Raw genomic sequence first — 26514 nt, forward strand, 5'->3', positions numbered from 1 at the left:
AGTTTACTGGTCGCGGGCTTTCTCAAACTTCGCTGCGGGTGCGGACAGCCTATTTCGGTCGATGAAGCCCGTTGCCAGCAAAAAAACGAAGGGGGCCGGAGCCCCCTTCTCGTGACTTAGCTTACATCATGCCGCCCATGTCGGGCATGCCGCCGGCAGGTGCCGCGCCTTCTTTGGCGGGACGATCTGCAACCATCGCTTCGGTGGTGACCAGCAGGCCAGCAACCGATGCCGCATCTTCCAACGCGGTACGGACAACTTTGGCTGGGTCGATGACGCCGAACGAGAACATGTCGCCATATTCTTCGGTCTGCGCGTTGAAGCCGAATGCTGCGTCATCGGATTCACGGACTTTGCCCGCAACAACCGCACCGTCAACACCTGCGTTCTCAGCGATTTGGCGCAGCGGCGCTTCGATTGCTTTGCGAACGATGTTGATGCCTGCGTTCTGGTCAGCGTTTGCACCTTCCAGAGTTTCCAGTGCTTTACCAGCCTGAACCAGAGCAACACCACCGCCCACAACAACGCCTTCTTGTACAGCAGCGCGTGTTGCGTTCAGAGCATCGTCCACACGGTCCTTACGCTCTTTCACTTCAACTTCGGTCATGCCGCCGACGCGGATAACAGCAACACCGCCTGCCAGTTTGGCAACACGCTCTTGCAGCTTCTCACGGTCGTAGTCCGACGAGGTTTCTTCGATCTGGGTGCGGATCTGAGCAACACGTGCTTCGATCTCGGCTTTCTCGCCAGCACCGTCGACGATGGTGGTTTCGTCTTTGGTGATTTCGATCTTCTTGGCGGTGCCCAGCATGTCCATGGTGACGGACTCGAGCTTCATGCCCAGATCTTCGCTGATGACCTGACCGCCGGTCAGGATTGCGATGTCCTGCAGCATCGCTTTGCGGCGATCGCCGAAGCCCGGCGCTTTGACAGCAGCAATTTTCAGGCCGCCGCGCAGTTTGTTGACCACGAGGGTCGCCAGCGCTTCGCCTTCAACGTCCTCAGCAATGATCAGCAGCGGCTTCTGCGACTGAATCACCTGCTCGAGCAGCGGAACCATCGGCTGCAGCGAGGACAGTTTCTTTTCGTGCAGCAGGATCATGCAGTCGTCGAGTTCTGCGATCATCTTGTCTGCGTTGGTGACGAAGTAAGGCGACAGGTAGCCACGGTCGAACTGCATACCTTCGACAACATCGGTCTCGGTTTCCAGACCTTTGTTTTCTTCGACGGTGATAACGCCTTCGTTGCCAACCTTCTGCATCGCGTCTGCGATCTGCTGACCGATTTCGGCTTCGCCGTTGGCCGAGATGGTGCCAACCTGAGCAACTTCTGCCGAGTCTTTGACTTCGCGCGAAGCAGCTTTGATGCCTTCAACAACCTTGGCCGTTGCCAGGTCGATGCCACGCTTCAGGTCCATCGGGTTCAGGCCAGCAGCGACCTGCTTCAGACCTTCGCGAACGATGGCTTGCGCCAGAACGGTCGCGGTGGTGGTGCCGTCGCCAGCTTCGTCATTGGTGCGGCTGGCGACTTCTTTCACCATCTGCGCGCCCATGTTTTCGAACTTGTCTTCCAGTTCGATTTCCTTAGCCACTGTCACACCATCCTTGGTGATGCGCGGCGCGCCGAAGGATTTGCTCAAAACCACGTTGCGGCCTTTGGGGCCGAGGGTCACCTTGACCGCGTCGGCCAATGTATTGACCCCACGCAGCATGCGGTTGCGGGCATCGGTAGTAAACTTGACGTCCTTTGCAGCCATTTGGCTTGCTCCTTAGATAACTCTTTGTTGTATCCAGATGTTGTGACGGGTCAGGCGGCTTTCGCCGCAGCTGAATCCTCGATGATCCCCATGATGTCGCTTTCTTTGATAATCAGCAGTTCTTCACCGTTGATGTTCACTTCGGTGCCGGACCACTTGCCGAACAAAACCCGGTCACCTTCGGAAACGGCCATCGGAATCAGTTCTCCGCTGTCTTTGCGCGCACCTTCGCCGATTGCGACGATTTCGCCTTCGCTGGGCTTTTCTTTTGCGCTGTCAGGAATGATCAGGCCGCCCGCGGTTTTCTCGTCGCTCTCAACGCGACGAACCAGCACACGGTCATGTAGAGGTTTGAATGCCATTCTGAATGCTCCTCAATTGGCGATTCAACAAGTTAGCACTTTCGACTGAAGAGTGCTAACAGACGAGATTTTGGGATGTGAAAGCATAGTTTCAAGAGACATGATCGGAAATTTTTTGGCATCACGAAGCTCCGATAGAAACGTTTGTATTCAATAGTTTACAAGGGGTTTGATCATTTGCTAGAGAGCGTCCAGGCCGAGGCGGCTTTATTGCCCAACTCCCGGTCGGGATAGGTTCAAACAGCAGCACGTGTCACGCAAGCAAAGAGCAGAAAAAGTGTCCCCTGCATGTACTTCTCAACGGAAGGCTGGGCCATGCGCCCACACCGTCAAAGAGTACCGCTCGCCCTGCTCAACCGGCGTCACCTGATGTAGCAAGAAGCTCGGAAAGACGGTTGCGCATCCCTGATATCGACTGGCCGTCACTGCGTAGGCATCCGGCATGATTTCCAGGTCACCCCCGTCATACAATCCGGGTTTGCTGAGCTGAACAACCAGCGTCAGTTTCCGTTTTCGAGCGGTGGGACTGTCGCCAATATCGGAGTGCCAGGCGAAATGGCCACCATCTGAGGCCTTGTAGCAGGCGACCTGCGGGCTCTCGGAGAATTCCCGCAGATCAAAGTCAAACCTATCAGTGTTGGAGCGGCGCACCAAACTTATCAGACGTGCCATTACCCACCCGGTGCCGGTGACGTCGTCCAGCCAAGTCACATCACACTTGCGCAAGTTATGATCTCTGTTCTGGCCGACCAGCAATGCATCATTTGCAGGGACCCGCTTTGATGAGGCAACAATTTGCTCGCATTCCCGCGCCGTGAAAGCGCCGGGAATCGAATGTACTTCCATCATTCTGAACACCATTTCCAGACTGTAGATGGATATTGCGACAACGCGCATGTGTCGCTGCGCCGTTTTCGACCAAAGCGTTCGAAAGCGACCTATTTTTTGATTTTTCGACAGATAGTTTTGGGGGCGTCGCGGCCCCAAGGCTATGCGCCCATTCAACCGCCAGCCATCCTGGATTTCAGAATGGTGAATACACGTCCGACTAAAGTGTCACGTTGCATTCAAACCAGGAGTGGCATCATTGCGGTTGCCAGACTCAGGACGAGGAAAAATCCCGCCATATCCGTGATGGTCGTCAGCAAGGGTCCACTGGCGACCGCTGGGTCCTGACCGATGCGCTTCAATAGCAAAGGCAGGACACCGCCGATTGACACAGCTATGATTGTGTTGAGCCCAAGCGCTCCGCCGATTACCAGTCCCAGAAACGGATTACCTTTCCAAAGCCAGGCCACGACGCCGATCAGAAGACCCAGAACGAACCCGTTTATCACACCGACCGACACCTCCTTTATCCAGACCCGCATGGCGTCGATGGGGCGCACGAGGCCAAGAGAAAGCTCGCGCATGCTGACAGCGACGGCCTGATTGCCCGAACAGCCACTCATGTCCGACACCATCGGCAGGAACACGGCCAGCGCGATCACGGCGGCAAGCGTTTCTTCATAGGCGGCTATGACGCTGGCTGCGATCACGTTGAGAACGATATTGGCCGAAAGCCACTGAAGCCGCCGCCGCGACCGAAGCGGCAGGGGCATCGAGCGCAGCTCATCGCCAAAAACACCCTGACGTTTCAGGCTGGTCGATTCCGCGCGTTCTCGCAGAGCTTCATCTACTGCAGAGCGGGAGATGACGCCGACCAGGTGCCCGTCCGCCTCGACAGCGGGCAGCCCCAGGAAAGGATGCACATCGAAGAGGTCCTCCAGATCCTCCAGCGGCAGGGTCGCCGGGACGGTGATTGGAGGCACCATGATATCGGTGAGCCGGGCGCTACGACGGGTGGACAATAGCCCGCGCAGTGAGACCACACCGATCGGCGCACCATTTGCATCAAGAACATAAGGGTGCTGGCCCCGGTAGCGTTCGAGATCGAATTCCTCATCGGCAAACCGCCTGAGCACTTTTCCCACAGTATCGGTTTCGGAAAAGGTGAAGGCTTCCGCGACCATGAGACCGCCAGCTACGTCGTCTTCATACTCGACCAGCCGCCGCACATCCGCAGCGTCCTCCGGGTCCATGCGCGCGAGGATCGCCTCGGCGTCCGCGTCTTCAAGCTCACCGATGACATCGGCCTGTACATCCGAATCCAGTTCCTCGATGACCTCGGCAGCCTGCTCCGTCACCATGCTTTCGACCAGATCGACCGCCAGCGCGTTTGGAGCTTCTTCAACGAGTTCGGCGGCGAGTTCCGGTGGCAGCAACGACAAGGCAACACTTCGCTGATCAACCGGCAGATTGAGCAATTCGCGCAGCGCATCACTCAGGGACAGTGGATCAATCAGGTTTGCAAGCGCAGCCCCGTCGCCGTCTGACAGCGCCTGCTGCAGCTGCACTTCAATATCCCGAGGTGAGGTGTCCGTGTCGTTCATCTGCGTTTCGTAGAAAAGATTCTAACTGTTACTGGTGCGTATAGCAGATAAAATTTGTCTATAGACAAAATAATTACGTCGTTATAGGCAAAATTCATGTGCGAAAAAGACTGGATATCAGCCACTGCCGGGCATATGGCGGCACTTTACGATCAGGAGTTCGGCGGCAAGGCGCACGGTCGGTACCGCATTCCTGACAAACTGGTGCGCCGCATCGCTGGACGCAAACGCCTCTACGAGGCCGATATCCGCGTGCTGTCCGCCGCACTTTTTGAACTGGGATATGTGTTGATCGATATGGACACGTTTTACGTCGTGATGAGCGCGAACTCATTCGTGAACTACCGTCGCGCCAATGATGATTGCGTGAAATAGCAGAGATCGCAAAATCCGCAGGTCGATCTTTTTAGCATATTCTCCGGCGGTCTCGAACTTTCTCAGCAGTCAGGCAGCAAGTGCGCCAAAGCTGCGATAGAGCGCGGGGCGGTTGCCCGCCCTGTACCAGACTACGAGACTGCACCCAATCTGCGACTCGCCCTTACCCCCCAAACAGCGAGCGCGATCAGCGCCGATCCCGATAGCCATGCATTTGCCGTAGCTACAATGTGGCCGGTAAAGCTCAAGGCTGCAGGTGCAGCAATCAGAGAAAGCCCAAGTGCCGATACCGGAGCCACCCGTGCGAGAAGGTGGCTCCGGTCGCCAGCGCCAGCCATGACCACGGCACCAAAGCCAGCGGCCATGAAGACGAGAGCTTCAGATTCAGCCATACCCTGTAACAGGGTTTCCTGACGAAACAGGAGAAATGGGGACAGAACCAGCCAGATACCCATCGCTGCAAGCAGCCATTTGTGGGGTGGGATTGGCTTTTTCATGACCGTGACGACCTTTGCCTACTGATCGCCCGTGGAACCAGGAAGAAGCTCTGCATCGACAGCAGAAACGAATTCGTCGTCGTTGATGAAGCCATCGGCATCCTCATCAATCTCAGTGAACAAATCTTCCGAAACTTCAGGATACTTCGTCTGAAGTTCAGCCAGCGACGCCAGGCCATCACCGTCCATGTCAAGATCAGCGGGCATGGCGAATGCCGGAACAGAAAACAGCGAAGAGAGCAGAGCAACAATAGAAACTCGACTCATTTTTCTTCTCCAAGAGAATATGGGCTACCTTTCATGGCGCGCCCAGTTTGAGGTTGGTGTAGCGCGTGGGCGTCGGTTGGGCTTCTCTGTTACCCAGATTGCAACGGCTCCGCAGATCGGGACCTCCACTACAATATGAGAACGGTTGATTTGCGTACCGACCTGGTGGGGACACTTCCGCGCTACATGACAAATATGGCACGTACCAATCGTATTGAATAACGAATTTTTCTCGCGGATAATATCGAATATCCGAATAGATGACTCATGGACATTGAACTTGCCCGGACCTTCTTGGCCGTTGTTGAAACGGGTACTTTCTTCGATGCTGCAAACAAGGTTCGTGTTACGCAATCAACGGTGAGCACGCGTGTTTGAACGCTTGAGCAGCAGCTTGGTCATCTTGTGTTCGAGCGTGGAAAATCTCGCGCGAAACTCACGCCTGCAGGACGGGATGACCTCATCGCATCAGCAATCTGCTGACCAATCGCAGCCTCACCATTGGCAGAGATTGTGCCGACTTTTGCGATCTCGGTTGTCTCACCTACGGGGCGAGACATCGATTTCACTTCGGTCACAACAGCCGCGACGGCCTTGTCGATCCCGCGTTTGATATCCATGGGGTTCATGCCCGCAGCCAAGGCTTTCATGCCCTCTTTGACGATGGCATGTGCCAAAACGTGGTAAATGGCTATCGCCGAAACTAGGTTCTGGACCCATTAAATTTGTTGCTGTTGTCTCGTTTGCATGATTCAAGCCCCTGAGTTTCAGAGGTGTATCATGAGCAATCTATTCTGGCTGACTGACGAACAGATGGAGCGCCTTCAGCCCTACTTTCCGAAGAGCCATGGCAAGCCGAGAGTTGACGACCGGCGTGTTCTAAGTGGGATTATTTTCATCAATCGCAATGGGTTGCGGTGGTCTGATGCGCCTCGTGAATATGGGCCGCCAAAGACGCTGTACAATCGCTGGAAACGATGGAGCGATATGGGTGTGTTCGCTCGGATCATGAACGGACTGGCTGCTGAAGGCACGGATCACAAGACGATCATGATTGACGCAACATATCTCAAAGCGCACCGCACGGCCTCCAGCCTGCGGTTGAAAAAAGGGGGCGCGGCAGGCTGATCGGGCGCACCAAGGGTGGCATGAATACGAAACTGCACGCTGTTACCGACAGCCTCGGACGCCCCATCCGCTTCTTCATTTCCGCAGGCCAAGTCAGCGATTACACGGGCGCCAAGGTTCTGGTGAACAATCTGCCATCGGCTGACTGGCTACTGGGAGATCGAGGCTATGACGCAGACTGGTTTCGCGAAGCCCTTAGTGAAAGGGGAATTAGGCCCTGCATCCCAGGTCGAAAATCACGCGACAAGCCCATCCGCTACGATAAGCGCCGATACAAGCGCCGTCACCGGATTGAGATCATGTTCGGGCGGCTCAAGGACTGGCGGCGTGTCGCGACCCGATACGACAGATGCCCCAAGGTCTTCTTATCAGCCATCGCGCTCGCGGCTACCGTTCTGTTCTGGCTGAAAATCAATGAGTCTGGAGCCTAGAGTCGCATAGTCTCCGACCTCCAATCAGCCTTCCTTTGCAAGGTTTCTGCAAGTTCCCAATAGTCCAGGTCTGGCGCGTCATCGAAGCACTCGAAATCGTCGATTTCCTGAGCTGTATCTTTCCGCAGCGGGCGGTCATACAGACGCCTGATCACCTCGAATGGATACTTGGCGAACATCGGTATTGGTCGATCAAAAGCAGTCATCGATTCTTCCTGCGCGCATCTACTGGTCAAGGTGGCTGGCCGTCGTCAGGATCCTAGTGAACGAGTGTCATCTTGCGCTGGATTGCTGTCACTGCAGGGTTGGACGTCTCGGTTAGGATCGCTTTCAGAACGGCCATCACGTTCTGGCTCATCTCGCGATCAAAAATTGCGTAGGCGGAATAGGGAATGTGTGGCGCGTCCGTGACAATATCGAACTCCAAATCTGACAGGTCTTCGCAGATCAAACGATGCGGAAAATAGCCACTGGCTCCAGCGTCCTCTACATAATCGACAACGGCCGGACTAGCATCCAACTGCAGGTTCGGTGTCACAAGATTTGGAAAGTACAGAAGATGCTCGGCCCTGAACTGCGGACCCCAGTCGAGGAACACATAGGAATTGTCTGGCGATGTCTGCTTCTTGTCATGGCCCACCAAGACATATTCATCACGAAACAGATGTGCACGTTCACCCACATCAAAGAGCGAGGCATCATGCGTAATGACAGCATCCAGGCTTCCAAACTTGAACTGTTGGGCAAGCGTTTCCGGGGTGCCAACGATCGTCTTGATCGCAATCTTTGATAGCTCTTTTCTGATCCTGAAGAAGGACGGCAGAAGTATATGCTCCCACAGATAGGAGGTCGTTCCAATCTCCAGCGCAACTTCGATGTCTTCTGGCAACGCAACTTCCAGTTTTGCCTTTGTCCAGGTGCGTATCAACGCTCTAGCATGCGGCAGGAAATGCCGACCAGCTGACGTGAGGTTTGGGGCAGATCCGTTTTCTTTGAAAACCTGCTTGCCCAGCAGACGTTCCATAGCAGCGATTTGATCGCGCACCGTCGCTTCCTCCAGGCTCAGTCTTGCCGCGGCCTTGCGGAAACTGCCGGCTTCGACAATCGCGACAAATGCTCGTGCAAACTTAATGTCCATCTAGCTACTTCCACGCGTTCCGGAATGGTCCAAAGGAGTGAGGGGCGGTTTCCCACCCCTCGGTAACAAACTTACCAAGAACTCAACTCGGTTTGAGACTTCACCAGTGCAAACAGAGTTGTCACCAAAACACCAAGACCGATCAGTCCGGTGTACCAAGCCGCCACGACATTGCCGGAAAATCCGAACAACCAGGGCGACTTGATCAGTCCAGCTCCGAGAACACTGCCAATGGCAATTTGAATTGCACGGTGCCTCTTGTAGCAGAAACCCGCGATAACAAGGGCAAGCAGGCCTAATACCACCAATGTCACCGCTTCATTGGTTACCACACCTTGAAACAGGGCGGCTGGTTGAACATCAAAAAGGGGGACAGGATCAACCAGAGCCCAAATGTGGTATCGAGCCATCGGAACAGATCAAACGTTTGCATGGCAAGCGTTCCCCGGTCGGCTTTACTTATCGCCTTCGGGATCAGCGATCAGGTCGGCATCGATCGCAACGAGCATCTCTTCGTCATTGACGAGGCCGTCACCATCAGTGTCGATTTCCTGATACACCTCTTCTGTCAGGTCAGGGTAGACCACCTGAAGTTCCGCCATCGACGCGAAGCCGTCGCCATCCGTGTCAACATCGGCGGTCATTGCGCCAGCCGTTGTGGCAAGAATAGAGGCGAGGAAAATAGCGTAGAAAAAGCGATTCATTGTATTCTCCTTTCTCGATTGGGCTGCCCTCAAGCAGCCCTTGTTGTTTTTGGGGCGATCTCGGAGGCGCTTAGCGATCCGAGTTGTGTCCGGCTTTGGCAGCGCCGACCGTTGGTTTGTCCTTCGACTCCGGTTTCGACGCGGGTTTGGGCTTGGGTTTGGATGTCGATTTCATGTGAAATGCTCCTAATCACAGCGGGCGAGAGTCGCTCGCAGGATCAAATTCTCACATTCGTTTAAACTTGAATAACGAATTTAACATGACGATATTATCGTAGATGCAAATAGGTGCCGTATGGATATCGAACTCGCCCGAACCTTTCTTGCTGTCGTCGAAACCGGTAGCTTTCTCGAAGCCTCAAATAAGGTGCACGTTACCCAATCGACGGTAAGCATGCGCATCAGAACCCTTGAACAACAGCTTGGGCAACCCGTCTTTGAACGGAGCAAGACAGGGGCAACTTTAACGCCAGCAGGCGTGCATTTTCAGCGGCACGCAGTCACTCTTGTGCGCACATGGACGCAGGCAAAGTTGGATGCCGCATTGCCTGCCGAACTCTATGCCTCACTTGAAATCGGTGCATTCCCCAGCCTCTGGGATGGGTTCTTGACCACAGCTATGCTAGGCTTGGAGAACACGTTGCCAAACGTGGCCGTCAAAGCGTCCTGGGCCAATGCAGTCGATCTGAACCAGCAAGTCGAAGATGGCATTCTAGACCTCGCAGTCATGTACCGTCCCAGAAATACGACTGGGCTTGTTGCACTGCAGCTCTTTGAAGACGAATTTGTCCTCGTCAGCAGCGACATGGAAGAATTGGGAAATCCACTCGGCGGCCGTTACATTTTTGTTGATTGGGGACCCGAATTTCGGGCGGATCACCTGCTGAATTTTCCTGACCTTGTCACGCCAGGCTTGCACCTGGAAATCGGAACACTCGGGCTGCAATACCTGATGTCCACACCAGCGTCGGGTTACTTTCCGCGCCGAATTGTTGAAACAGGGATCAAGGACGGATCGCTACGAATCGTAAATAATGCACCTAGGTTTGCCTACGCAGCTCATGCTGTTTTTAACAAAGAACAAAGTGACAGCTTTCCAGGCCAGGCGGCCAGTTACCTGAAGGAAGTCGCACGATCCTTGCTGGTCGGTGCAAAGTGAATGCGCTGACGCATACTGCATCAGCGCATCCGATCACTAAGCTAGTCGATCATCCCTCCGGTGACGAAATCTCAGGGCTGGTAGGTATCAGTGTCTCAGTTGCCCCGTCGCCGAAGTAGCCGCTGACGTAAGCGACAGCGACGACAACAACAACGGTCGCCGCGACACCCGCGATCCAAAGACGTCTGTCTTTCATGGTGAGTGTAGTCATTGCAATGTCTCCTTTCTGGTGTTTCAAGGACGTTTGGTATGTGAGTGTGTCAATCGCTGTCGCCAAATTTTCGGATAATGCAGCAAAAGATGCCTGCATGCGCTCTTTAACGACATGCAGGCTTCAAGCCCCCTGTTGGACTCAAGTAGTAGCCGGAAAGCTAGTTCTGGGCGGGTGAACCGTAAAAATTTTCACGCCAGGTTTTGGCGTGTTTCTTGGCAAACTTGCGCAACTGTTTTTTTGACTTCAAGCGAGACAAAATGCTCGTAGGGTTGCGATCCTGGTCGCGGAAATACTTATCTACGGGTTTCTGCTTGGCCATCTCTGATTCCTCAGACAACGATTTCAACATTGCTCAAAGCTACGCGCGCCACGGAATTCTGAAAAGCGAATTTATCTGCACGTTGATATTTGTTTTGTCAATACATCCTCTTTGGAATCAATCTATTTTCGGACATCTGGTTCCGAAGTTGACGGGGTGAAATAAAGTTCCCGGTTCCTGAAGCGGCCATTGGCGTGACTGCAGCGAAGGTTTACTTTGCCTGGATAGTGTTGAGGAAATCGGGGTTTGGGCCGGTCACAGGTGTCGCGTCAATTGGTCAAGCTTTTTGTTTCAGCCCGTTGGTGCTGATTTTAGGTCCAGTTCAACGAGGTTCCTGAGGTTTTGCGGTGGCTGCAATTTAGAACTGTTCGTGTGCGCCTTTGGGTCCTCGTAACGCATTATCGGCACGCCTATGTATCGGTTCAGATGGGCGAAGAGCATCTTGACCTTTCGCATTGGAATGAACGAGGCGATTGGGGGTGTTTACACCTTCAGAACTCATAAACTTTGCAACATGTGTAGACGTCAAAAACGCAAGAGGTCATTTGGGCGGTCTTTAGCATCGGTTCGAGTACTGACATGTGTTCGGCCTATTGCGCGGCTGTTCAAACACGCCGCTGGCCCCTACGGTGTTAGCGGATCCTCTCTGAAATGGACGCTGATAGTGCTGATAACGTACGTCGACTGTCACAATACGAGAACGATACAGCCGGCGGCCTGATGATGGCAGAGTGCTTTCATTTCCTCGAAACAGAGACCGTTGGCAAATTCCTGCGAGGCCTGGCCTCGGACGAAGGCGATTTTGAGCGCTATCGCGGCCAGCTTCCATACATAGTTAACGATCTCGGTGAACTTGTCGGCGTGGTTTTCTTACGAGGTCTCTTGACGGCAAGGCACCAGTTATCGGAACGTCAACCGCAGATCGTCACGGGGTGGATCGATTTTGTCGGCTTACCAGACCTTTGACAGCTTGACCTGAAGGCTAAGATCGTCTCTGGAGTTTTCCGAAGCTCACCTAGCCGGCGCCGGTCGCGAAAAGAATACAGTGTGGTTTCCCGCCCTTCACCTGTCTGGGAGCGGCCGTGTTGATTGTTACCAAAACACTCGGCAACTGCGATTGAGATGATCGCAACCCCTGCGATGCTGGCACTTAGCGCGACCGTGTACTGTTCGGCGTCGCCGAGCACCGACCTACCTCCCAGTATTGCAATTCCCAATGCTATTCCCAATGCGCCACGTACCCAGCGATAATGTTGCGAGTTCAACACTGCAGTCACCAACGCCTGTAAACCTATGGACAACGAAACAAGAACTACCTGGGCCGAGGTTCCAGCGGACAAGCTGGCCTGGCTGAGCATGACGAAGGGGGACAAGAGTAGCGAGAGGCCTGCGGCACCTAAGAACAGTCTTTTGATCCGTGTGCTGTTGGACATGTGTCGAACACTCCGCGACCTCCTGGCTACGCGTCAGTTACCGGATCAGGGATGAGTTCTTCTCCGACCGCCTCCAGGAATTCTTCATCATTGACGTATCCGTCGTCATCAAGGTCGATCTCTCCGAATAGTTCTTCTGTCACTTCAGGATAAAACGCCTGGATTTCGGCAAAAGACGCCATTCCATCACCATCGGTATCGATTTCGGCGGGCATTGCAAAAGCCGATGTCACCATCAGCATCGCGAGTAGTGCACCTATTGATACGCGGCTCATGTTTTTCTCCATGAATGGGGCATCCAAGGGATCCCAGGTTAAGATCTTCATTGTTGATGTAGCGGCCCAAGAGCGGGACCGTGAAAACTCCTCACTCAGGCGTCGGCGTCACGAGAGATCGGGTGCGACACTTCTCACAATATCATAGATCGTGTTCCGAACATCTGACTGCTCCTGACCGCTACACAGACAATATGGGGTCAATCGAATTGTTTGAATAACAAATTTATGTTGATAATGATATCGGAATTACAAATAGGTAAGTATGGACATTGAATTTGCACGAACAACTCCCATGAAGGTTGAGACCGGCAGCTTCTTTGGTGCCGCTGAAATGGTGCACATCACACAATCAACGGTCAGCATGCGCGTTCGTCCTCTGGAATATCAGCAAGGTCAGCCTGTCTTCGAACGCGGGAAGAGCGGAGCAAAGTTAACGCCCGCAGGAAGCCAGTTTCATCGCCACGCCCGGGCGTTGGTGCGAACCTGGTCTCAAGCACGGCTCGATGTCTCTCTGCCGGTCGTTTGTGACATGTTGTTGGAATTCGGTGCCGTATCGAGTTTGTGGCACAAGCTGCTGATCGATGCGCTCCCGATGCTTCGGGAAGCCCAAACTAAGGTGTTGCACACGCGAGCAAGTACTGCGCCAGCCAATACCCGCAGGGACGATGGAGGCAAAGTCCCACGTCGTTCGCATAAACCTGCCACGTGGCGACGGTACGTTTTGGAATATGGTCGTTGAACGCGGATTGAACGGCCGCTGTGGCGACACTTGCTGTGACAAGGCTAATTCAGTGCTGCTCCTGCGAGACGATGCTGCGTCAGCGAAAGCCACAAATCGAATGACAGCAAAGTCCGCGCCTTACCAGTTCTTGCGCGACGCAGCGAACGGCGCCGTTTCTGGGAGCCGTCGTTCGTAGAATACGCGGCGAAGGAGGCTGAAGAGCCCATCTAACGGATGCTGCGATTCTGCTAAGCGACCGCTTTGACTATCATTTTGTAGCCCGTTCTTGCCTGCCACTGAATGTATCCTGGTTCATAAACTATCGTGCGCGCGGAGAGCTGCTTCCTCCACATCCGCGAACACTCTCCAGAAATCCGAACGCTGCGCTATTGGGAATGACTATTGACATGACACCAATTGGTGTTATTTAAAGTGGCACCTTTTGGTATCACTTTAAGGATCACAATGTTAAAAACCGCTCTCATCATCGCGGCGTCCGCCCTGTCTACACCGGTGTTCGCAGACGAAATTGTCGCGCTGCCAAGCGACGGCCTTCCGTGGGCCACAACACCCGAAGGCGCTGAGTTCGCAGCGTTGCAAGGGGATCGATTCGCCGAGCCTTATATGGCGATGGTGCGCCTTCCCGCAGGGCTTGCCAGCCCACCGCATGTCAAATCCGCCAATATGTTCGGTGTCGTTATGGAAGGCACGTTCATCCACACCGCGAGCGGCGGCGAAAGCGGCGATTCTGTGCATCTTGGGCCGGGGTCCTACTATCACATCCCAGCCGGGTTGCCCCATGTCAGCGCCTGTGTCTCTGATGTTCCCTGCGTTGCGTTCCTTTATCAGGACGGCGCTTTCGACTTTAATGTTGTCGCGCAATGACATTGCAGGCGACCTTCCGTGGCCTGGCCGATTCCACCCGGCGCGACATCCTCAGGATGCTCGCCAGCCGGGAAATGACTATCGCCGAGGTCACAGATCATTTTGATATGACGCGAGGCGCTGTGAAGAAGCACCTCCTAGTCCTCGAAGAAGCGGGACTTATCGCGGTGCGGACCGAGGGGCGTACGCGCATAAACCATCTGCAGCCGAATGCCATGCTTCATGCCCGCGACTGGTTCGACTTCTTCTCTCGCTACTGGGACGACCGCCTATCGGCGCTCGACACCGCACTGAAATCTGAATTGGAAGGCAAGACCAAAATGACCGACTCACTGACCAAATCCGCTTATTTTCCCGCGCCTCCCGAACTCGTTTGGAGCTATCTCACCGACAAGGACAAGCTCGGTACGTGGTATCACCCCGCGCGTGCCAACCTCTCGGAAGGTGAACCTTATGAGCTCGTCAACAAAGACGAGTCCGGCCAAACGGTCCGGCATGTCTGGGGCCGGGTGTTGCGGGCGGATGCGCCGCGCGTACTGGTCTGCACATTTGAAATTCCCTATTTCGACGGCGGCGAGACGACGTTGACCTGGACGCTGGAGCCACTTGCCGGTGGCACAAAACTAAGCCTCAGACACGACGGTATCGCCGAAGCCGCGGGACAGGCCGCCGGGCAACTTCTGTCTGCTCTCGATCATGGTTGGGATGCCCATATTGATCGTCTGCGCAAGGCAGTCGAGGCGACAGGAGACGGAGAGTGACCGGGCAAACCTCTTCGCAGCCGGTGCTGACGGATCGATCCAACTGGCTTGACCAGCGCTTGGCGCTCTTGAAGCTTGAAAAGGAATTTAGTCGGAAACGAGATAATCTTTCGGCCGCTCGGCGCGCGCTGCCTTGGGTACGCGTTGAGACCGAGTACACGTTTGCCACCGCCCAAGGGCAACGGTCGCTTGCAGAGCTCTTCGGCCCTCATTCCCAACTCCTGGTCTATCATTTCATGTTCGGCCCGGATTGGGAGGAGGGATGCAAAAGCTGCTCGTTCTTCGCCGACAGCTTCGACAAGGCCCAAGAACACCTCGCGGCCCGCGATACTGCGTTTTGCTGTGCATCAAATGCTGGCTTCGACCGTATTGACGCTTACAAACGGCGTATGGGTTGGTCGTTTGGCTGGGTGTCGGTACAGGGAAACTCCTTCAGCAAGGACTTTGGTGTGACGTTCCCTGATGGCGCAGCAAGTGATGACGCCTATAACTACACGATGAGGCCCTATGGCGAGGAATGCCCTGGCCTCAGCGTGTTCTGCCGCCTGCCAGATGGTGGTGTCGCCCACTCCTATTCAACCTATGCTCGGGGACTGGATATCCTCAACACCACATACAACCTGCTCGATCACACACCCTCGGGTCGGGCCGAAGAGGGATTGGGGTACACAATGAGCTGGGTTGAACGGCGCGACCGGTACTGACTTTACAAGCGAGGGCTCGAATGGCAGTTCGCCAACAGCGGTCATTCGAGCACGCGCTCTTATTGTCGGCTTTGTCCCGCTTTGCAGTCATCTAACCCCAGGTTGCCCGCGCCGCGCTGCCGCAAGTCCGCTGTGAGCCCAACCTGTGAATTCATATTTCGTGCTGCATGCGGGCGCAGCATGAAAATCTCTACAGATGCTTCGATACGTGCGCTGCCCTGCGGCGGCATAAGCGGTCGTTGATGACAAATGTAGCTTGGCGAGAGCAGATAAAGATCAAGTCGCGGAAAACAAAGGTGTGGGGCCAAGCATTCGCGCAACTGCCGGATTATCGCTCTCTCAGATGGTCGATGAACACACGCAGTCGTGCTGGCACATAGGACCGCGAGAGATAGACAAACCACGCCGCACTGTCGAAGCCTCCGGCACTGGCCTGGAGTTGCGGGAACAGGTCCACCAACGTGCCTTCTTCAAGGTCTGAGCAAATCGTCCAATCTGCCAATAATGCCACTCCCATGCCGCTGAGGGCTGCACGGCGCAGCGCTAGCGCGTTGGAGATTGTCAATGCAGGCTTCGGGCGAGCCTCGACGCCTCTGCCGCCTTCCGTGCTGGTGAATTGCCACGGCGATTGAAAGGCGGGCAACCGAAACAGCAGCCCATCGTGCTCCGCCAGCTCTTGCGGGGTATGTGGATGCCCGCGCCGCGCAAGATAGTCGGGGGACGCGACGACGCGGTAGGGTGTGTCGAACAGCTTGGCCGCGACCATGCTCCCTGTTTCCGGGCGTGGCCCGAGGCGGAGGGCCACGTCAATACCGTCTTGGGCCAGGTCCGTCATTGCGTCGGTCAGAATGAGATCAAGGTCGATCCGGGGAAAGGCGCTTCGAAAGGCGGCAAGGCGCGGCACCAGCCAGCGTTCGCCGAAGGCCACGGACGTTGTGACCCGCAGAGTGCCGGAGGGTTCTGTCATTACGTCGCGTGCCACGTCTGCTGCCTCGTCCAAGGCATCGAGGGCGGGGGCGGCGCGGTCCAGATACAGGCGACCGGCCTCTGTCAGATCAAGCCGCCGTGTGGTGCGATCGAAGATGCGGATGTTTACCGCTTCTTCTAATGCCGCAACGTGCCGCGACACAGACGATGGATCAACTCCGGTTTCGCGCGCGGCGGCGGCGAAGGAGCCTGCGCGCGCCACCCGCAGCGTCGTCCTGAGAAGATCGTCGTCCATATCAGCCATTCATGCAAATCATGCACGACAGATTGGCAGAGTATCGCCTTTTTCGCAATCATTGCATCGACGATATCAGGGTCAACCAACAGAAAGCGAATTCTATGACCCGCATCCTCCGTATCGAAAGTTCCTCTCGCAACGTGGCCGAAGGCTCCCACAGTCGCCGCGTTGCAGACCACGTGATTTCGCATCTTCAAGTCCAACACCCAGACGCGCAGGTGATCGACCGCGATCTGATCGCGACGCCTTTGCCTCATATCTCCAACGACACAATCAACGGGTTCTATACGCCCGAAGACCGGATGACCGACACTCTGCGCGATGCGACGGCGCTGTCGGACGCGCTGATCGAGGAGCTTGCCTCCGCTGACGCAGTGGTCCTGTCCGTTCCGATCTATAACTTTTCCGTCCCCTCAGCGCTGAAGGCCTGGATCGACCACATCACGCGGATGGGGCGAACGTTCTCCCATGAGAACGGCAGCTTCCGCCCCATTTTGGCCGATCGTCCCGTTTATGTCGTCTACGCCTATGGTGCGGGCGGCTACGGGGCCGGTGGTGCGCTGGAAAGCTACGATTTCATGCGCCCCTACCTGTCGATGCTGCTCAATTTCATCGGGCTGACTTCGGTCACGGATTTCGTGATCGAGGCGACAACTGCCGATCCCGAGACCGTCGCCGCCGAACACGCCTGCACCCACGCCGCAATCGATGCGCATTTCGGGGGCCAGGCGCATGGATAAGCCAACGCTTTACTGGATCTCCGGAAGTCCGCCCGCCTGGCGGGTCATGCTGGCCCTGACGCTCAAGGGGATCGCGTTTGACAGCCACCGCCTCGATCATGGCGCGGGGGAAAATCGCTCCGCCGCTTATCTCAAGATCAATCCGACGGGGCAGGTGCCGACGCTCGTCGCGGGCGATGTCACTTTGCGCGAAAGCATCGCAATTCTGGCGTGGTTGGATCGAGCTTTTCCCGACCGTCCGATTTGGGGTGGCGACATCGCAGCCGCAGCGCGGGTCTGGCAGGACGTCATGGTGATGGAGGGTGATCTGCGTCTTGCCGTCACCGGAACCGCCCGCGCCCTGCTGCGCGGCACCACCCACGATGAGGCCAATCTGAAAACGCTCGCCGCCGCCTGTGATGTCTATGCCGAAACACTCGCCATGCAACCCTTCCTCGGGGGCGCATCCCCGATGGCCTCCGACATCTGGCTTTACCCCGCGCTGCACTGGATCGCGCGCGGAGTGGCGCTGGCGGACAATCCGCCCCCGATTTGCGGGACCCTGACGTCTTCCCGTCCGCCGCTTGAGGCGTGGCTGGACCGCATGGCCACGCTTCCCGGTGTCGCAGACACCTATCCACCCCATTGGCGAACCTCGCCAAGCCAACCTCAAAAAGGACCCAAGACATGACCCTTAAATCCCTTGCCCTGATCAGCACGCTGGCTCTCATGGCCCTCCCCGCCGTGGCCGAGCAAACCGAATGGACGCTTGACTTGGGCCACGCCCATCTCGGGTGGGAAATCGACCATATGGACCTCGCCCGCACCGCAGGCCGGTTCGATACGTTCGAAGGCACGTTCCTCATCGACGAAGAAAACCCGGAAAACTCCGCCATTGCGATCACCGTGGACGCGGCCTCGGTCAATTCCAACCACATCGGGCGCGACAACCATATCCGCAACGCGGAACTGCTGAACGTTGCCTCCTTCCCGGTTGTCACCTTCACGTCCGAGGCCATTACCATGACCTCCGACACCGAAGGCACCATGACAGGCACTGTCACGCTTCTGGGCAATTCTGCACCGGTTGATCTGGACTTCACGCTGATCGCGGACCGCGCCTACCCCGATTTCATTCCCAACTACGATGAGATCCGCACCGCGTCGTTCGAGGCGACCGGGTCCGTGGACCGGACGGCCCTGGGCATGGATTTCATCGCCTTTCCCGGATCGCCCATCGGGACGGTGATCGACCTCGATATCCATATCGACCTTGTCGATTGCGGATCGCTGCCCGAGGCCGCGCGGGCGACGAACGTGCCCTGCAACTGGGGCTATGTCGAAGGCTTCACCGGCCCGAACGAGGGCTGAGGTGTCTTCGCGCCAATCATCCGCGGCGCAGTGGCCTGTTGCCATCGTCCTGATCCATTGGGTGATGGCGGCAGCGCTCGCGCTCATGCTGTTGGGTGGATTCGCCATTACGCGGGCCGCCCATCACGCAGAGGCCACCGGCGATTTCTCGGTCACGGTGCTGGGTCTGCCTGTGTTCGATGCCTTCCAGCTCCATAAATCCGTGGGCGTCGTGTTGTTCTTGGCCGTATTGCTGCGCTTTCTTGCGCGGGCAGTGGTCCACACACCAGAATTGCCTGCGCATATGCCGCTTATGGAACGACGCGCGGCCCGCGCGGCCCAGATCGGGCTTTATGCACTGATGCTGTCCATGCCGATCACGGGTTGGTTGCTGACATCTTCCTCCACACTTGGCTTTCCGACCGTCGTCTTCGGCCTCTTTGAACTGCCCCATCTAATCGGGCCGGATGCCACGCGAGAGGCGCTGTTTGCCACGCTGCATTGGGCAGGGGCGTGGGCCCTGACCGGCTTGGCCGGACTGCATACGGCGGCTGCCTTAAAGCACCATTTTATCGACCGGGATAACATCCTGTCCGAAATGCTGCCCCTTGTGAAGCAGACCAACCGGAGGACCGACCATGTTGAAAAGTCTTAGCCTTGCAATCGCGCTGTCCTGCCTCACGATTGCCGCCGCGGCAGAGATGACGTGGACAGTAGATCATGACCAAAGCGCTCTGTCCTTCGCCGTAGAAATCGGCGGCACCGAAGCGGTTGGAGTATTTGGGCAATGGGATGCCGACATCACATTTGATCCCACAGCGCCTGAGATTGCTACGGTCGTGGTGTCGATTGATATCGCAAGCGTTCGCATCGACGATGATCGCGCGCAGGCCATTGCCGACGCGGCATGGTTGGGTGCGGCGGACCACCAGACGGCTCGTTTCACCTCAACCACATTCGAACTGGAATCGGATGGGACTTTGACTGTTCCGGGCACCTTGACCCTCAAAGGCATCGATATGCCGCTGACGCTTACCGGCACGCTGTCGGTGGAGAACTGCATCGCGCGCGCGGACCTCAGCAGCAGCATCGACCGCACATCCCATGACATTGGCGTCGGACAGAACGCGGTTGCGCCCGATGTATCGATCACTGCAACACTTCTGGCGCACTGCGCCGCTGATTGAAAAGGATACACCATGACCATCACACCCGACCTGAGCGGCAAGACCGCCATCATTACCGGCGCATCGCGCGGCATCGGCGAAGAAACCGCCCGCTATCTCGCAAGCCTCGGCGCGCATGTCGTTCTGGCTGCGCGATCGAATGACCGGATTACCGCGATCGCGGATGAAATCAAAGCAGCAGGCGGAGCGGCAACGGCACACCCAACCGACGTCTCACATAATGACGCCATGAAGGCTTTGATCCAGAGCGCCGTGCATGACACTGGCCGCCTCGATATCCTCGTGAACAATGCAGGTCTGATCGATCCGATCGCACGGATCATGGACAGTGATCCAGACGCCTGGTCAAAAATCATGGATGTAAACATCAAGGGCGTCTATTTCGGCCTGCGTCACGCGATGCCGGTGATGGCAGGGCAAGACGGCGGCGGCACGATCATCAATATTTCTTCGGGTGCAGCGAACTCCTTCCTCGAAGGCTGGTCGCACTACTGCGCCTCCAAGGCCGCCGTGCTGCGCCTGACCGGCGTGGCGCATAAGGAGGCAAACGACAAAGGCGTCCGTGTCGTCGGATTGTCGCCGGGGACAGTGGCGACAGAGATGCAGGAGCAAATCCGCGCTTCAGGCATCAACGCCGTCAGCCAGATCCCGTGGGAAAATCACATCACACCCGATTGGGTCGCCAAAGCCATCTCGTTTCTGACCACCGATGGCGCAGACAAATGGCTGGGTACTGATTTTTCGCTCAAGGTCGATGAAGGGCGCGATGCCATCGGGATGCCTTTGGAAGGTTAGCGGCCAACCAAGACACTTGTGTGAGTGTCCATTAGAGCGGTCATCGCCGAGATACTGAGGCATGGCCGCTTTTGTTTGCGCTTTCATGATCGAACGGAGCAGCAGCAAAAGCAAGATTTCGGGTCAGACGATTGCGGCGTCTATGAACGTCTGATCTTGCGGCATGTGCTGTGTTGCAGCACTAAGTATGCCGCCCGCGCGGAGATATGCTGCGCTAGCGAAATGCGAAAATCGGATGACGGGTTTGTCCGCGTCTGGTGAGTTCGTGCGATGTGCAGCGAAGGATCACTATACTGCCAATCCGGAATAAAATCCTTACCGCCCTATTCTGCATTCAGCCTAAATCGACCCCCAGTTGGGCCAACAAAGAAAAGCCGCCCTGGGGCGGCTTTTTCATTTGCGATGCGTGGCACTCAGTTCTTGCCAGAGGCCCGGCGCATTCGACGTATACACCTGCTCATGATCTTGGTGCGCTCGGCTCGCAGATCCTTCAGAGCTTGCTCTTTCCGCTCGATCCGAACGTGCAGCTTTACAAGACGGACTAACTCCCTCTTTTCCGCGAACCGAAGCCATGCAGCCCGAAGCCCGAAAACACTATCGGGCGACGGCTTGATGACCTTTTCGGGGGGCGGGTTGTTATGCCCCATCATCGACGCAATCTGTGCAGTTGAAGGCACTGCACAATGGTTTTGATTTGTAGCCAACATCATTCGCCTCCTGCAACAGAAGCAACAGACGATGGACGGACGGCCTGGACGACACATTGTTCCAATCCAGCAATCTCAGCATTCCCGGCAACGCATTTCACCACGGCTAGCCGCCACTGAGTAGTGAGGCGCTTTTCTGTATGTGCTTTCGTCGCGTACCAAGTCCCTGCGACGGCGGCGAGCAAGATCAGAATGCGAACGATCATCTATCATGTCCTCCGTGGTTAAAGGCTGTGACCGTCATCTTCATGGACGTGGGTAGCCTGTTCGCGGGTATGGGCAATCTCTTGCACCACGGCGGCAATCTTGCTGGATGAAACCTGGTGCAGCTCACCGACAACGGCCTCGGCGCGCTCGTAGCTGTCCGGAACGCCTTGGCTGTTGAAGTGGGCAGCAGCGGTGGAAACATCCGCGTCTTTCCAAGTCGCCGTTGTGCCGACTGAAACGCTGTCATGATCGTTGTAGCGGGCCAGGAACTTGTTTCCATCGAGTCCGAAGCTGTTGGCGGTTGCCACAATGTCATCACGCACAGCCAGCCATTTTTCGGCTTCTGTCGGGTCCAGGTTGTCCAACTCGGCTGCATTCATGGATGTGGTGTAACTGTCATCAGCAACAGTGTACGCCTGTAGGTCGGTGTCGTATGGGCGCAGTTCAGCAACATCGCCCTTCAGCTCTCCGATCTGGACGTCCATTTTGGCGCGCAAGTGCGGATCTTCGACCTCTCGGGCAAGAGCCTCCATGTTCTCGATAGACTTCACGATGTCTTTGGTTTGTTCTTCATAATTCTCGAAACCGGCCTGCCCCAGAGCGGATTGCATATACTGAACATAGCGATCACCGGGCGACTGGTAGTCATCCGAACCCTGAAAATCCTTGTCACCACTCAGATCCGCGAGCGACGAATAGTAGGGGTGATACAGGTCATATTCCTGAGCGTCGGTCATATGACGGGAAACCAAAGCCTGCATGTCGCCCTGATTAACTGGTTCCCCTGACCTCTCGGCGGCTTCCAGTTCGATCTTCAGTTCTTCGACCAGATCAGCTTGGGCGGTGTGTTCGTCAACACGGCGGTTAGCCTGGTCCTCGATGTCAGCCAGTCGCCCACCGATGGCGGCATTGTCATACCCCAGACTCCGTTGCTCTTTCGTGATGATGTCAATCTGCTCAGAAACACGATCTTCACGCGGGGCGGATTGATCAAATTTGGAATAGGGTGCGAAGTGTTCGACTTCGTTCAAAAGATAGTCTGTACGCGAAACCATAGTTTTTCCTTTTCGAGTTGATGGATAACTCTGTGATGGTCCTGCAGATGGCGTTGGCGCGCTCATCAGGCAGACCGGGTGTAATCCTTATAAGCTGTGTCCGTCATCGTCCTCCAAGCTATGACCGGTATCGTCGCCGCGCCCTTGCAAGAGCGGGTGCGTTGCATGGGCGTGAACGTCCGAAAGTTCCTCAGAAATTGCGATGATCTTGGTAGAGGCTATTTGGTGCAGCTCATCAACAACGGCCTCGGCGCGGTCCTGGCTGTCCGGCAAACCTTGAGCCTGGAAGTGGGCCGCTGCGGTCGAAATATCGTCGCTACGCCATTCCATAGTCGTTCCCAATGTGACGTTGTGATGGTTGCCAAAACGGGCAACAAACGCCTCGCCGTCTAGGCCGTAGCTGCTGGCCGTGTCAGTGACTTCCTTGCGGATCTCGACCCATTGCTCGGCTTGCGGATAATCCAAGGTATCCATCTCAGCGGTGTCCATCAGCGTTGAATAACGCCTGTCCTCCATGATGAAGGCTTGCAGGTCAGGATCGTTGGGCCGCATATTCGCAACGTCGCCTTTCAGCTCACCTATCTGAATATCCATTGAGACGCGCAGATGGGGATCTTCAACCTCACGCGCCAGTCCTTCCATTTTCTCGATGGACTGCAGGATGTCGGCGGACTTCTTCGACCAATTGTCACTGGCATCCTCGCCCAGCGTATCGCGCATGTAGGCGTCATAGCGAACTGCTGGCGGCGAGTAGTCTTCGGAGGATTGATAGACTTTATGATCGACAATATCAGCCATCGCCGAGAGGGTTCCACCGCTCTCCGCGATATGCTGGTGATCGTCAATATGCTGGATTACACGGGCCTTCAGATCGGGGCTGATTGTTTCCTCATCGCCGCCTAATGCGATGTGCTGACGCAGCTCGTGCATCAGCTCAGGCGACTTGTATTCGGGGCCTCCCGGCTCACCGTAATCATCAAAATGATGGGCCTGATCCAGTAGATGTTCCATTCTCGATACCATAGGTTCTTCTCCTTCAATGAGCTTGATGGCAAACTCTTCGATCCTTTCGCTGATGGCGTTGGCGCGCTCATCAAACAGATCGGACATTCTTGCGATGGATAAAGTCATCACATCCGCAGCCCTGTCACGGGCCGTAACTTCGACTTCCGGGGTGCTTTCAACAAGTGACAGTCCGGCCTGAACTTTCCACGTGTCTGTCTCCACTTCCTGCCGCAAACCGCGCTCAAGGCGGGTCGTCGCGGTCAGCTCAATGCCGTATCCTTCGGCAACCTCAACCTGGATGGCGCGCTGAACGTCGATGTTCATCTCGCTGCTCATGCCCATAGCGAGCCACTGCCCATGCTCGACGCCTCGGTTGTTCACAACGATGTGGACATGGGGGTTATCGGTGTCGTTGTGGAACACTGTCAGGTAGTCCCAGGTATCGCCAAAATCTCTGCTTCCAAACAGACGGTCCGCGAACTCCAAGCCCGCCTCATGCGCGGCGTCCGGATAGGTGCCTTCGGGAAAAGAAACGATCATGTGACGGGTGTAACCGTAGTTGGTTTTCCCGTTGAAATCCTCCGCCCAGGTCTCGATCAAATCCCTGACCTGATCCGCATCAAGCGGGGTCACGCCATTGTCCCGGATGTCCAAAACACCCTCTGCCCGGACGGTCAGGTAACTGATCTGGCGGCGCAGCTCATGGGCGTTGTTCACCCCACCTTTGCGGACGTGTTTCACAACCGCCTCGGGCTTTCCGACCACAGCACCCAGCCGCGCCTTGATGGATGAGGCCCGCGAGATCATGAACTTCATGCGCTTGGCGGTCTGCAGCTGCAGGCTGATCTGCTTGGATCGATCGATACCCTTCTGCGCTTCCCGGAAGGCAAGCTCCAGGAAATCCCCTGCTGTCAGATTGCGAGCCGCGACATTCATACTTCAGATGTCCAATCATCGTCGCGCAAGATCCGGCGAATGGCGGCCTCCGGTTCTCGATTTCGGCGGGCCGCTGTGATCAGCGCTTTCAGGTCTTGCCGGTGCTGGATGATCGCACGATGGAGATTTTCGACATCGCGCCGGTCGTCATCCGTCCAGATCACCGTGCCGCGCTTGGCCGATTTCGCCAGTTGATTGAGGTTGGTGTATCCACCCTGAACCTGCCGCAAGTGCTTCTGCCAGAGACCCACAACAGCGGGGTCAGGATCGAGATACCCGATCAGACGATAGATCAGTCGTTGGATGATTTGGTTGCGGCTCTTGGCCCCAAGCGCGCCCACAGCCGCCTCCAAGCGCTCCAGCGCATCTACCGGCAAGCGCACGGAAAAGACAGTGGTGTCGGCGGGTTTGCTCAATATATACCTCAGGTTGTATTTTGATTTTGTAACACAACTACCTTATCCTGTCATAATCTCCAAGAGTAAACCGATGGGATTTTAGAAATTCGTATTTTCTCAAATCGTGATCGGTTTACTCTTGGAGTCAATTTCCACGCCGGGAAAAGGGTTCCGCCCCTTTTCCTTAAACAGGCGTGGGTGCCGGTGGACTGGCGCAGGGCAATCACGCAACGCGTGGGCTGCCCGAACAGCGCCCGTCACTTTCCGGCACGTTAAATGCGATCTGCATTTTCCGCGCGCCTGGGCGCGCTCAACTTCCCGACGCTTTGGCGGCGGGTGCCGACGAGTTGGCTTTAGCTCTGCCGATCAGGCCAGTGCGCCAACAAGTCGGCTGAACTTCAGCCGCGCGACCCGACGAGCTAACCGACCGTCGCATGTCAGGTCAGGGTGTCTCGGTCGGGATCTTGGCACGGTGGCAGTCGCGCGGCTTCGCGTTGGGTGGCACGAACGGGGACCGAGCGGCCAGCCTTAACGCTGGCTCTAAATGGACCCGTGGGATAGATGCTGAGAATGGAAGGGTTGAATTTTTTCAGACCGCGTGAAAACCGCACTACCGGGGGCTGTATGTTGTGAGGGCTTGGGATTATCCGTTTGAGCTGGTCCGGATCAACTGCAAGACCTGCGGGCGGTACGGGCAGTACCCGAAAAAGCGGTTCATTGAGCTGGTCGGTGCTGACACGCCGCTGCCCTCGGCGCTCAAGATCATCGCCAAAACATGCGACCGAGAAAAGGACGGGCTGGCCCTGCACAACCGATGCGGCGCGGGCTATCCGGACCTCGCCCGGATGGTCGATGATAGTAAGAACAGGACGCGCTGAAAGGGCCGGGTCAGTCTCGCGCGACGGTCAGTCGTGCGGCACGGTCAGACTTCCAAACCTCGATAGTGGCGCGCTGTTCCGCGTGCCAGCAAAACGCTGAAACGGCTGCCACCAAAAGGGCACCGGCAACAGCAATGTCGATGGTGTGATGAACACATTTCTCAAGCATCGGAATCCTCCTTTTGGTGGTTGCAGACCGGGCACGGAATGCCCCGCCGAATTTCGGTATCGGTCATGTCAAAACACCATCCGGCGTCATGGCCGCACTGACCGCGTATGAAGTGCCCGCCCTTGGCGGTTCGCCAACCGGGCATCATACCGGGGGCCTGACCTACATCAGCCGCGTGCATCAGAACGCGCCGGGTTCGGCCCGGCTGATCGAGACCCGGCAAGGTGAACTGGCGGCGCACCTACCTTGCCTCTGGCAGAGGGTCATCCATCCGGGTCTTGAATCGAATGGTGGCATCTAGCGCCACGTCCCCGGTTTC

General features: G+C 56.2%; 34 protein-coding genes and 1 pseudogene. 17 read left to right on the forward strand and 18 right to left on the reverse strand.

All coding sequences use genetic code 11. The annotated features are described in order from the left end of the window. Positions 1-121: 121 nt before the first annotated feature. The 4 genes from groL to ACR0KC_RS15890 all read right to left on the reverse strand — a co-directional run bounded on the left by groL (position 122) and on the right by ACR0KC_RS15890 (position 4550). Positions 122-1756 carry a chaperonin GroEL gene (gene groL / locus ACR0KC_RS15875; protein ID WP_480791332.1) on the reverse strand — a complete coding sequence of 545 codons (1635 nt, stop codon included), beginning with the start codon at positions 1754-1756 and terminating at the stop codon, positions 122-124. Positions 1757-1806: 50 nt separating this feature from the next. Beyond that, positions 1807-2118, reverse strand: a complete 312-nt coding sequence (groES, locus tag ACR0KC_RS15880) for a co-chaperone GroES (RefSeq protein WP_480791331.1) — start codon at positions 2116-2118, stop codon at positions 1807-1809. A gap of 297 nt (positions 2119-2415) precedes the next feature. Then, complete coding sequence (locus ACR0KC_RS15885; protein WP_480791431.1) at positions 2416-2967, reverse strand: 2OG-Fe(II) oxygenase; 552 nt, start codon at positions 2965-2967, stop codon at positions 2416-2418. Positions 2968-3185: 218 nt separating this feature from the next. After that, positions 3186-4550: a magnesium transporter gene (locus ACR0KC_RS15890; RefSeq protein WP_480791330.1), complete on the reverse strand. Its 1365-nt coding sequence runs from the start codon at positions 4548-4550 to the stop codon at positions 3186-3188. Between the two features lie 96 nt (positions 4551-4646). Here ACR0KC_RS15890 and ACR0KC_RS15895 point away from each other — a divergent pair, with 96 nt between their 5' ends. After that, entirely contained in the window at positions 4647-4925 is a 279-nt protein-coding gene (locus ACR0KC_RS15895) for a hypothetical protein (RefSeq protein ID WP_480791329.1), read from the forward strand. A gap of 131 nt (positions 4926-5056) precedes the next feature. Here ACR0KC_RS15895 and ACR0KC_RS15900 read toward each other — a convergent pair whose 3' ends face one another. Both ACR0KC_RS15900 and ACR0KC_RS15905 read right to left on the reverse strand, forming a co-directional pair. Then, positions 5057-5422: a hypothetical protein gene (locus tag ACR0KC_RS15900; RefSeq protein WP_480791328.1), complete on the reverse strand. Its 366-nt coding sequence runs from the start codon at positions 5420-5422 to the stop codon at positions 5057-5059. An 18-nt stretch (positions 5423-5440) separates the two neighbouring features. Continuing rightward, a complete protein-coding gene (locus ACR0KC_RS15905; RefSeq protein WP_480791327.1) occupies positions 5441-5689 on the reverse strand; it encodes an EF-hand domain-containing protein in 249 nt (82 codons plus the stop codon). A gap of 267 nt (positions 5690-5956) precedes the next feature. Here ACR0KC_RS15905 and ACR0KC_RS15910 point away from each other — a divergent pair, with 267 nt between their 5' ends. Next, a complete protein-coding gene (locus tag ACR0KC_RS15910; protein ID WP_480791326.1) occupies positions 5957-6067 on the forward strand; it encodes a LysR family transcriptional regulator in 111 nt (36 codons plus the stop codon). Between the two features lie 59 nt (positions 6068-6126). Here ACR0KC_RS15910 and ACR0KC_RS15915 read toward each other — a convergent pair. Continuing rightward, positions 6127-6369: pseudogene (locus ACR0KC_RS15915) on the reverse strand (TCP-1/cpn60 chaperonin family protein); the annotation flags it as partial. Between the two features lie 100 nt (positions 6370-6469). Here ACR0KC_RS15915 and ACR0KC_RS15920 point away from each other — a divergent pair. Then, positions 6470-7248, forward strand: a protein-coding gene (locus ACR0KC_RS15920) for an IS5 family transposase (RefSeq protein ID WP_480791325.1) whose coding sequence is annotated in 2 segments (ribosomal slippage) — positions 6470-6806 and positions 6806-7248 — 780 coding nt in all. Because the reading frame shifts where the segments join, the coding sequence is not laid out codon by codon here. Positions 7249-7507: 259 nt separating this feature from the next. Here ACR0KC_RS15920 and ACR0KC_RS15925 read toward each other — a convergent pair. From ACR0KC_RS15925 to ACR0KC_RS15935, 3 genes are all read right to left on the reverse strand, one after another. Then, complete coding sequence (locus tag ACR0KC_RS15925; protein WP_480791324.1) at positions 7508-8386, reverse strand: LysR family transcriptional regulator; 879 nt, start codon at positions 8384-8386, stop codon at positions 7508-7510. Positions 8387-8457: 71 nt separating this feature from the next. After that, positions 8458-8796: a hypothetical protein gene (locus ACR0KC_RS15930; protein WP_480791323.1), complete on the reverse strand. Its 339-nt coding sequence runs from the start codon at positions 8794-8796 to the stop codon at positions 8458-8460. Positions 8797-8841: 45 nt separating this feature from the next. Beyond that, positions 8842-9090: an EF-hand domain-containing protein gene (locus ACR0KC_RS15935; protein WP_480791322.1), complete on the reverse strand. Its 249-nt coding sequence runs from the start codon at positions 9088-9090 to the stop codon at positions 8842-8844. Between the two features lie 295 nt (positions 9091-9385). Here ACR0KC_RS15935 and ACR0KC_RS15940 point away from each other — a divergent pair, with 295 nt between their 5' ends. Then, on the forward strand, positions 9386-10249 hold the full coding sequence (locus tag ACR0KC_RS15940; RefSeq protein ID WP_480791321.1) for a LysR family transcriptional regulator: 864 nt from the start codon (positions 9386-9388) through the stop codon (positions 10247-10249). A gap of 49 nt (positions 10250-10298) precedes the next feature. On the opposite strand, the gene ACR0KC_RS15945 is transcribed toward ACR0KC_RS15940, so the two are convergent. After that, the gene (locus ACR0KC_RS15945) at positions 10299-10460 is read right to left on the reverse strand and encodes a hypothetical protein (RefSeq protein WP_480791320.1); all 162 of its coding nucleotides are present in this window, start codon (positions 10458-10460) and stop codon (positions 10299-10301) included. Between the two features lie 160 nt (positions 10461-10620). Further along, entirely contained in the window at positions 10621-10782 is a 162-nt protein-coding gene (locus ACR0KC_RS15950; protein WP_480791319.1) for a hypothetical protein, read from the reverse strand. A 651-nt stretch (positions 10783-11433) separates the two neighbouring features. Here ACR0KC_RS15950 and ACR0KC_RS15955 point away from each other — a divergent pair. Then, a complete protein-coding gene (locus ACR0KC_RS15955) occupies positions 11434-11748 on the forward strand; it encodes a hypothetical protein (protein ID WP_480791318.1) in 315 nt (104 codons plus the stop codon). Between the two features lie 493 nt (positions 11749-12241). Here ACR0KC_RS15955 and ACR0KC_RS15960 read toward each other — a convergent pair whose 3' ends face one another. Further along, on the reverse strand, positions 12242-12490 hold the full coding sequence (locus tag ACR0KC_RS15960) for an EF-hand domain-containing protein (protein ID WP_058280350.1): 249 nt from the start codon (positions 12488-12490) through the stop codon (positions 12242-12244). Between the two features lie 265 nt (positions 12491-12755). Between ACR0KC_RS15960 and ACR0KC_RS15965 the strand changes: the two genes are divergently transcribed. From ACR0KC_RS15965 to ACR0KC_RS15980, 4 genes are all read left to right on the forward strand, one after another. Beyond that, positions 12756-13232 (forward strand): LysR family transcriptional regulator, encoded by a 477-nt coding sequence (locus ACR0KC_RS15965; RefSeq protein WP_480796362.1) that lies wholly within the window; start codon positions 12756-12758, stop codon positions 13230-13232. 447 nt (positions 13233-13679) lie between these two features. Continuing rightward, on the forward strand, positions 13680-14099 hold the full coding sequence (locus tag ACR0KC_RS15970) for a cupin domain-containing protein (protein WP_480791316.1): 420 nt from the start codon (positions 13680-13682) through the stop codon (positions 14097-14099). Continuing rightward, on the forward strand, positions 14096-14860 hold the full coding sequence (locus tag ACR0KC_RS15975; RefSeq protein ID WP_480791315.1) for a metalloregulator ArsR/SmtB family transcription factor: 765 nt from the start codon (positions 14096-14098) through the stop codon (positions 14858-14860). Before ACR0KC_RS15970 ends, ACR0KC_RS15975 begins: the two co-directional genes overlap by 4 nt. Further along, positions 14857-15564, forward strand: a complete 708-nt coding sequence (locus ACR0KC_RS15980) for a DUF899 domain-containing protein (protein ID WP_480791314.1) — start codon at positions 14857-14859, stop codon at positions 15562-15564. The genes ACR0KC_RS15975 and ACR0KC_RS15980 overlap by 4 nt, the downstream gene beginning before the upstream one ends. A gap of 328 nt (positions 15565-15892) precedes the next feature. Here ACR0KC_RS15980 and ACR0KC_RS15985 read toward each other — a convergent pair whose 3' ends face one another. After that, positions 15893-16795: a substrate binding domain-containing protein gene (locus ACR0KC_RS15985; RefSeq protein WP_480791313.1), complete on the reverse strand. Its 903-nt coding sequence runs from the start codon at positions 16793-16795 to the stop codon at positions 15893-15895. 95 nt (positions 16796-16890) lie between these two features. Here ACR0KC_RS15985 and ACR0KC_RS15990 point away from each other — a divergent pair, with 95 nt between their 5' ends. From ACR0KC_RS15990 to ACR0KC_RS16015, 6 genes are read left to right on the forward strand one after another with little or no spacing between them, the layout of a single operon-like run. Then, positions 16891-17529, forward strand: coding sequence for an FMN-dependent NADH-azoreductase (locus tag ACR0KC_RS15990; RefSeq protein ID WP_480791312.1), 639 nt, complete (start codon positions 16891-16893; stop codon positions 17527-17529). Continuing rightward, positions 17522-18199, forward strand: coding sequence for a glutathione S-transferase family protein (locus tag ACR0KC_RS15995; RefSeq protein ID WP_480791311.1), 678 nt, complete (start codon positions 17522-17524; stop codon positions 18197-18199). Before ACR0KC_RS15990 ends, ACR0KC_RS15995 begins: the two co-directional genes overlap by 8 nt. Further along, positions 18196-18879 (forward strand): YceI family protein, encoded by a 684-nt coding sequence (locus tag ACR0KC_RS16000; protein WP_480791310.1) that lies wholly within the window; start codon positions 18196-18198, stop codon positions 18877-18879. The genes ACR0KC_RS15995 and ACR0KC_RS16000 overlap by 4 nt, the downstream gene beginning before the upstream one ends. Before the next feature lies 1 nt (position 18880). Continuing rightward, the gene (locus ACR0KC_RS16005; RefSeq protein ID WP_480791309.1) at positions 18881-19513 is read left to right on the forward strand and encodes a cytochrome b; all 633 of its coding nucleotides are present in this window, start codon (positions 18881-18883) and stop codon (positions 19511-19513) included. After that, the gene (locus ACR0KC_RS16010; protein WP_480791308.1) at positions 19497-20045 is read left to right on the forward strand and encodes a YceI family protein; all 549 of its coding nucleotides are present in this window, start codon (positions 19497-19499) and stop codon (positions 20043-20045) included. Before ACR0KC_RS16005 ends, ACR0KC_RS16010 begins: the two co-directional genes overlap by 17 nt. A gap of 12 nt (positions 20046-20057) precedes the next feature. Continuing rightward, positions 20058-20840 (forward strand): SDR family oxidoreductase, encoded by a 783-nt coding sequence (locus ACR0KC_RS16015; protein ID WP_480791307.1) that lies wholly within the window; start codon positions 20058-20060, stop codon positions 20838-20840. Between the two features lie 931 nt (positions 20841-21771). Here the strand turns inward: ACR0KC_RS16015 and ACR0KC_RS16020 are convergent. From ACR0KC_RS16020 to ACR0KC_RS16030, 3 genes are all read right to left on the reverse strand, one after another. Continuing rightward, positions 21772-22809: a hypothetical protein gene (locus ACR0KC_RS16020; protein WP_480791306.1), complete on the reverse strand. Its 1038-nt coding sequence runs from the start codon at positions 22807-22809 to the stop codon at positions 21772-21774. A gap of 87 nt (positions 22810-22896) precedes the next feature. After that, positions 22897-24750 carry a relaxase/mobilization nuclease domain-containing protein gene (locus tag ACR0KC_RS16025; RefSeq protein WP_480522645.1) on the reverse strand — a complete coding sequence of 618 codons (1854 nt, stop codon included), beginning with the start codon at positions 24748-24750 and terminating at the stop codon, positions 22897-22899. Beyond that, positions 24747-25166 carry a hypothetical protein gene (locus tag ACR0KC_RS16030; RefSeq protein ID WP_480791305.1) on the reverse strand — a complete coding sequence of 140 codons (420 nt, stop codon included), beginning with the start codon at positions 25164-25166 and terminating at the stop codon, positions 24747-24749. Before ACR0KC_RS16030 ends, ACR0KC_RS16025 begins: the two co-directional genes overlap by 4 nt. 611 nt (positions 25167-25777) lie before the next feature. Between ACR0KC_RS16030 and ACR0KC_RS16035 the strand changes: the two genes are divergently transcribed. Next, positions 25778-26026 (forward strand): hypothetical protein, encoded by a 249-nt coding sequence (locus ACR0KC_RS16035; protein ID WP_480791304.1) that lies wholly within the window; start codon positions 25778-25780, stop codon positions 26024-26026. Positions 26027-26036: 10 nt separating this feature from the next. On the opposite strand, the gene ACR0KC_RS16040 is transcribed toward ACR0KC_RS16035, so the two are convergent. Then, the gene (locus tag ACR0KC_RS16040; RefSeq protein ID WP_480791303.1) at positions 26037-26195 is read right to left on the reverse strand and encodes a hypothetical protein; all 159 of its coding nucleotides are present in this window, start codon (positions 26193-26195) and stop codon (positions 26037-26039) included. Between the two features lie 13 nt (positions 26196-26208). Here ACR0KC_RS16040 and ACR0KC_RS16045 point away from each other — a divergent pair, with 13 nt between their 5' ends. Further along, positions 26209-26496, forward strand: coding sequence for a hypothetical protein (locus tag ACR0KC_RS16045; RefSeq protein WP_480796363.1), 288 nt, complete (start codon positions 26209-26211; stop codon positions 26494-26496). Positions 26497-26514 lie beyond the last annotated feature (18 nt).

This window comes from Ruegeria sp. CF3 (genome assembly GCF_056537365.1).

Bases quoted from the DNA above. Each gene is read 5' to 3' on its own strand.
- groL (WP_480791332.1), bottom strand. From the start codon at position 1,756: ATGGCTGCAAAGGACGTCAAGTTTACTACCGATGCCCGCAACCGCATG.
- groES (WP_480791331.1), bottom strand. From the start codon at position 2,118: ATGGCATTCAAACCTCTACATGACCGTGTGCTGGTTCGTCGCGTTGAG.
- ACR0KC_RS15885 (WP_480791431.1), bottom strand. From the start codon at position 2,967: ATGATGGAAGTACATTCGATTCCCGGCGCTTTCACGGCGCGGGAATGC.
- ACR0KC_RS15890 (WP_480791330.1), bottom strand. From the start codon at position 4,550: ATGAACGACACGGACACCTCACCTCGGGATATTGAAGTGCAGCTGCAG.
- ACR0KC_RS15895 (WP_480791329.1), top strand. From the start codon at position 4,647: ATGTGCGAAAAAGACTGGATATCAGCCACTGCCGGGCATATGGCGGCA.
- ACR0KC_RS15900 (WP_480791328.1), bottom strand. From the start codon at position 5,422: ATGAAAAAGCCAATCCCACCCCACAAATGGCTGCTTGCAGCGATGGGT.
- ACR0KC_RS15905 (WP_480791327.1), bottom strand. From the start codon at position 5,689: ATGAGTCGAGTTTCTATTGTTGCTCTGCTCTCTTCGCTGTTTTCTGTT.
- ACR0KC_RS15910 (WP_480791326.1), top strand. From the start codon at position 5,957: ATGGACATTGAACTTGCCCGGACCTTCTTGGCCGTTGTTGAAACGGGT.
- ACR0KC_RS15925 (WP_480791324.1), bottom strand. From the start codon at position 8,386: ATGGACATTAAGTTTGCACGAGCATTTGTCGCGATTGTCGAAGCCGGC.
- ACR0KC_RS15930 (WP_480791323.1), bottom strand. From the start codon at position 8,796: ATGGCTCGATACCACATTTGGGCTCTGGTTGATCCTGTCCCCCTTTTT.
- ACR0KC_RS15935 (WP_480791322.1), bottom strand. From the start codon at position 9,090: ATGAATCGCTTTTTCTACGCTATTTTCCTCGCCTCTATTCTTGCCACA.
- ACR0KC_RS15940 (WP_480791321.1), top strand. From the start codon at position 9,386: ATGGATATCGAACTCGCCCGAACCTTTCTTGCTGTCGTCGAAACCGGT.
- ACR0KC_RS15945 (WP_480791320.1), bottom strand. From the start codon at position 10,460: ATGACTACACTCACCATGAAAGACAGACGTCTTTGGATCGCGGGTGTC.
- ACR0KC_RS15950 (WP_480791319.1), bottom strand. From the start codon at position 10,782: ATGGCCAAGCAGAAACCCGTAGATAAGTATTTCCGCGACCAGGATCGC.
- ACR0KC_RS15955 (WP_480791318.1), top strand. From the start codon at position 11,434: ATGGACGCTGATAGTGCTGATAACGTACGTCGACTGTCACAATACGAG.
- ACR0KC_RS15960 (WP_058280350.1), bottom strand. From the start codon at position 12,490: ATGAGCCGCGTATCAATAGGTGCACTACTCGCGATGCTGATGGTGACA.
- ACR0KC_RS15965 (WP_480796362.1), top strand. From the start codon at position 12,756: ATGGACATTGAATTTGCACGAACAACTCCCATGAAGGTTGAGACCGGC.
- ACR0KC_RS15970 (WP_480791316.1), top strand. From the start codon at position 13,680: ATGTTAAAAACCGCTCTCATCATCGCGGCGTCCGCCCTGTCTACACCG.
- ACR0KC_RS15975 (WP_480791315.1), top strand. From the start codon at position 14,096: ATGACATTGCAGGCGACCTTCCGTGGCCTGGCCGATTCCACCCGGCGC.
- ACR0KC_RS15985 (WP_480791313.1), bottom strand. From the start codon at position 16,795: ATGGCTGATATGGACGACGATCTTCTCAGGACGACGCTGCGGGTGGCG.
- ACR0KC_RS15990 (WP_480791312.1), top strand. From the start codon at position 16,891: ATGACCCGCATCCTCCGTATCGAAAGTTCCTCTCGCAACGTGGCCGAA.
- ACR0KC_RS15995 (WP_480791311.1), top strand. From the start codon at position 17,522: ATGGATAAGCCAACGCTTTACTGGATCTCCGGAAGTCCGCCCGCCTGG.
- ACR0KC_RS16000 (WP_480791310.1), top strand. From the start codon at position 18,196: ATGACCCTTAAATCCCTTGCCCTGATCAGCACGCTGGCTCTCATGGCC.
- ACR0KC_RS16010 (WP_480791308.1), top strand. From the start codon at position 19,497: ATGTTGAAAAGTCTTAGCCTTGCAATCGCGCTGTCCTGCCTCACGATT.
- ACR0KC_RS16015 (WP_480791307.1), top strand. From the start codon at position 20,058: ATGACCATCACACCCGACCTGAGCGGCAAGACCGCCATCATTACCGGC.
- ACR0KC_RS16020 (WP_480791306.1), bottom strand. From the start codon at position 22,809: ATGGTTTCGCGTACAGACTATCTTTTGAACGAAGTCGAACACTTCGCA.
- ACR0KC_RS16025 (WP_480522645.1), bottom strand. From the start codon at position 24,750: ATGAATGTCGCGGCTCGCAATCTGACAGCAGGGGATTTCCTGGAGCTT.
- ACR0KC_RS16040 (WP_480791303.1), bottom strand. From the start codon at position 26,195: ATGCTTGAGAAATGTGTTCATCACACCATCGACATTGCTGTTGCCGGT.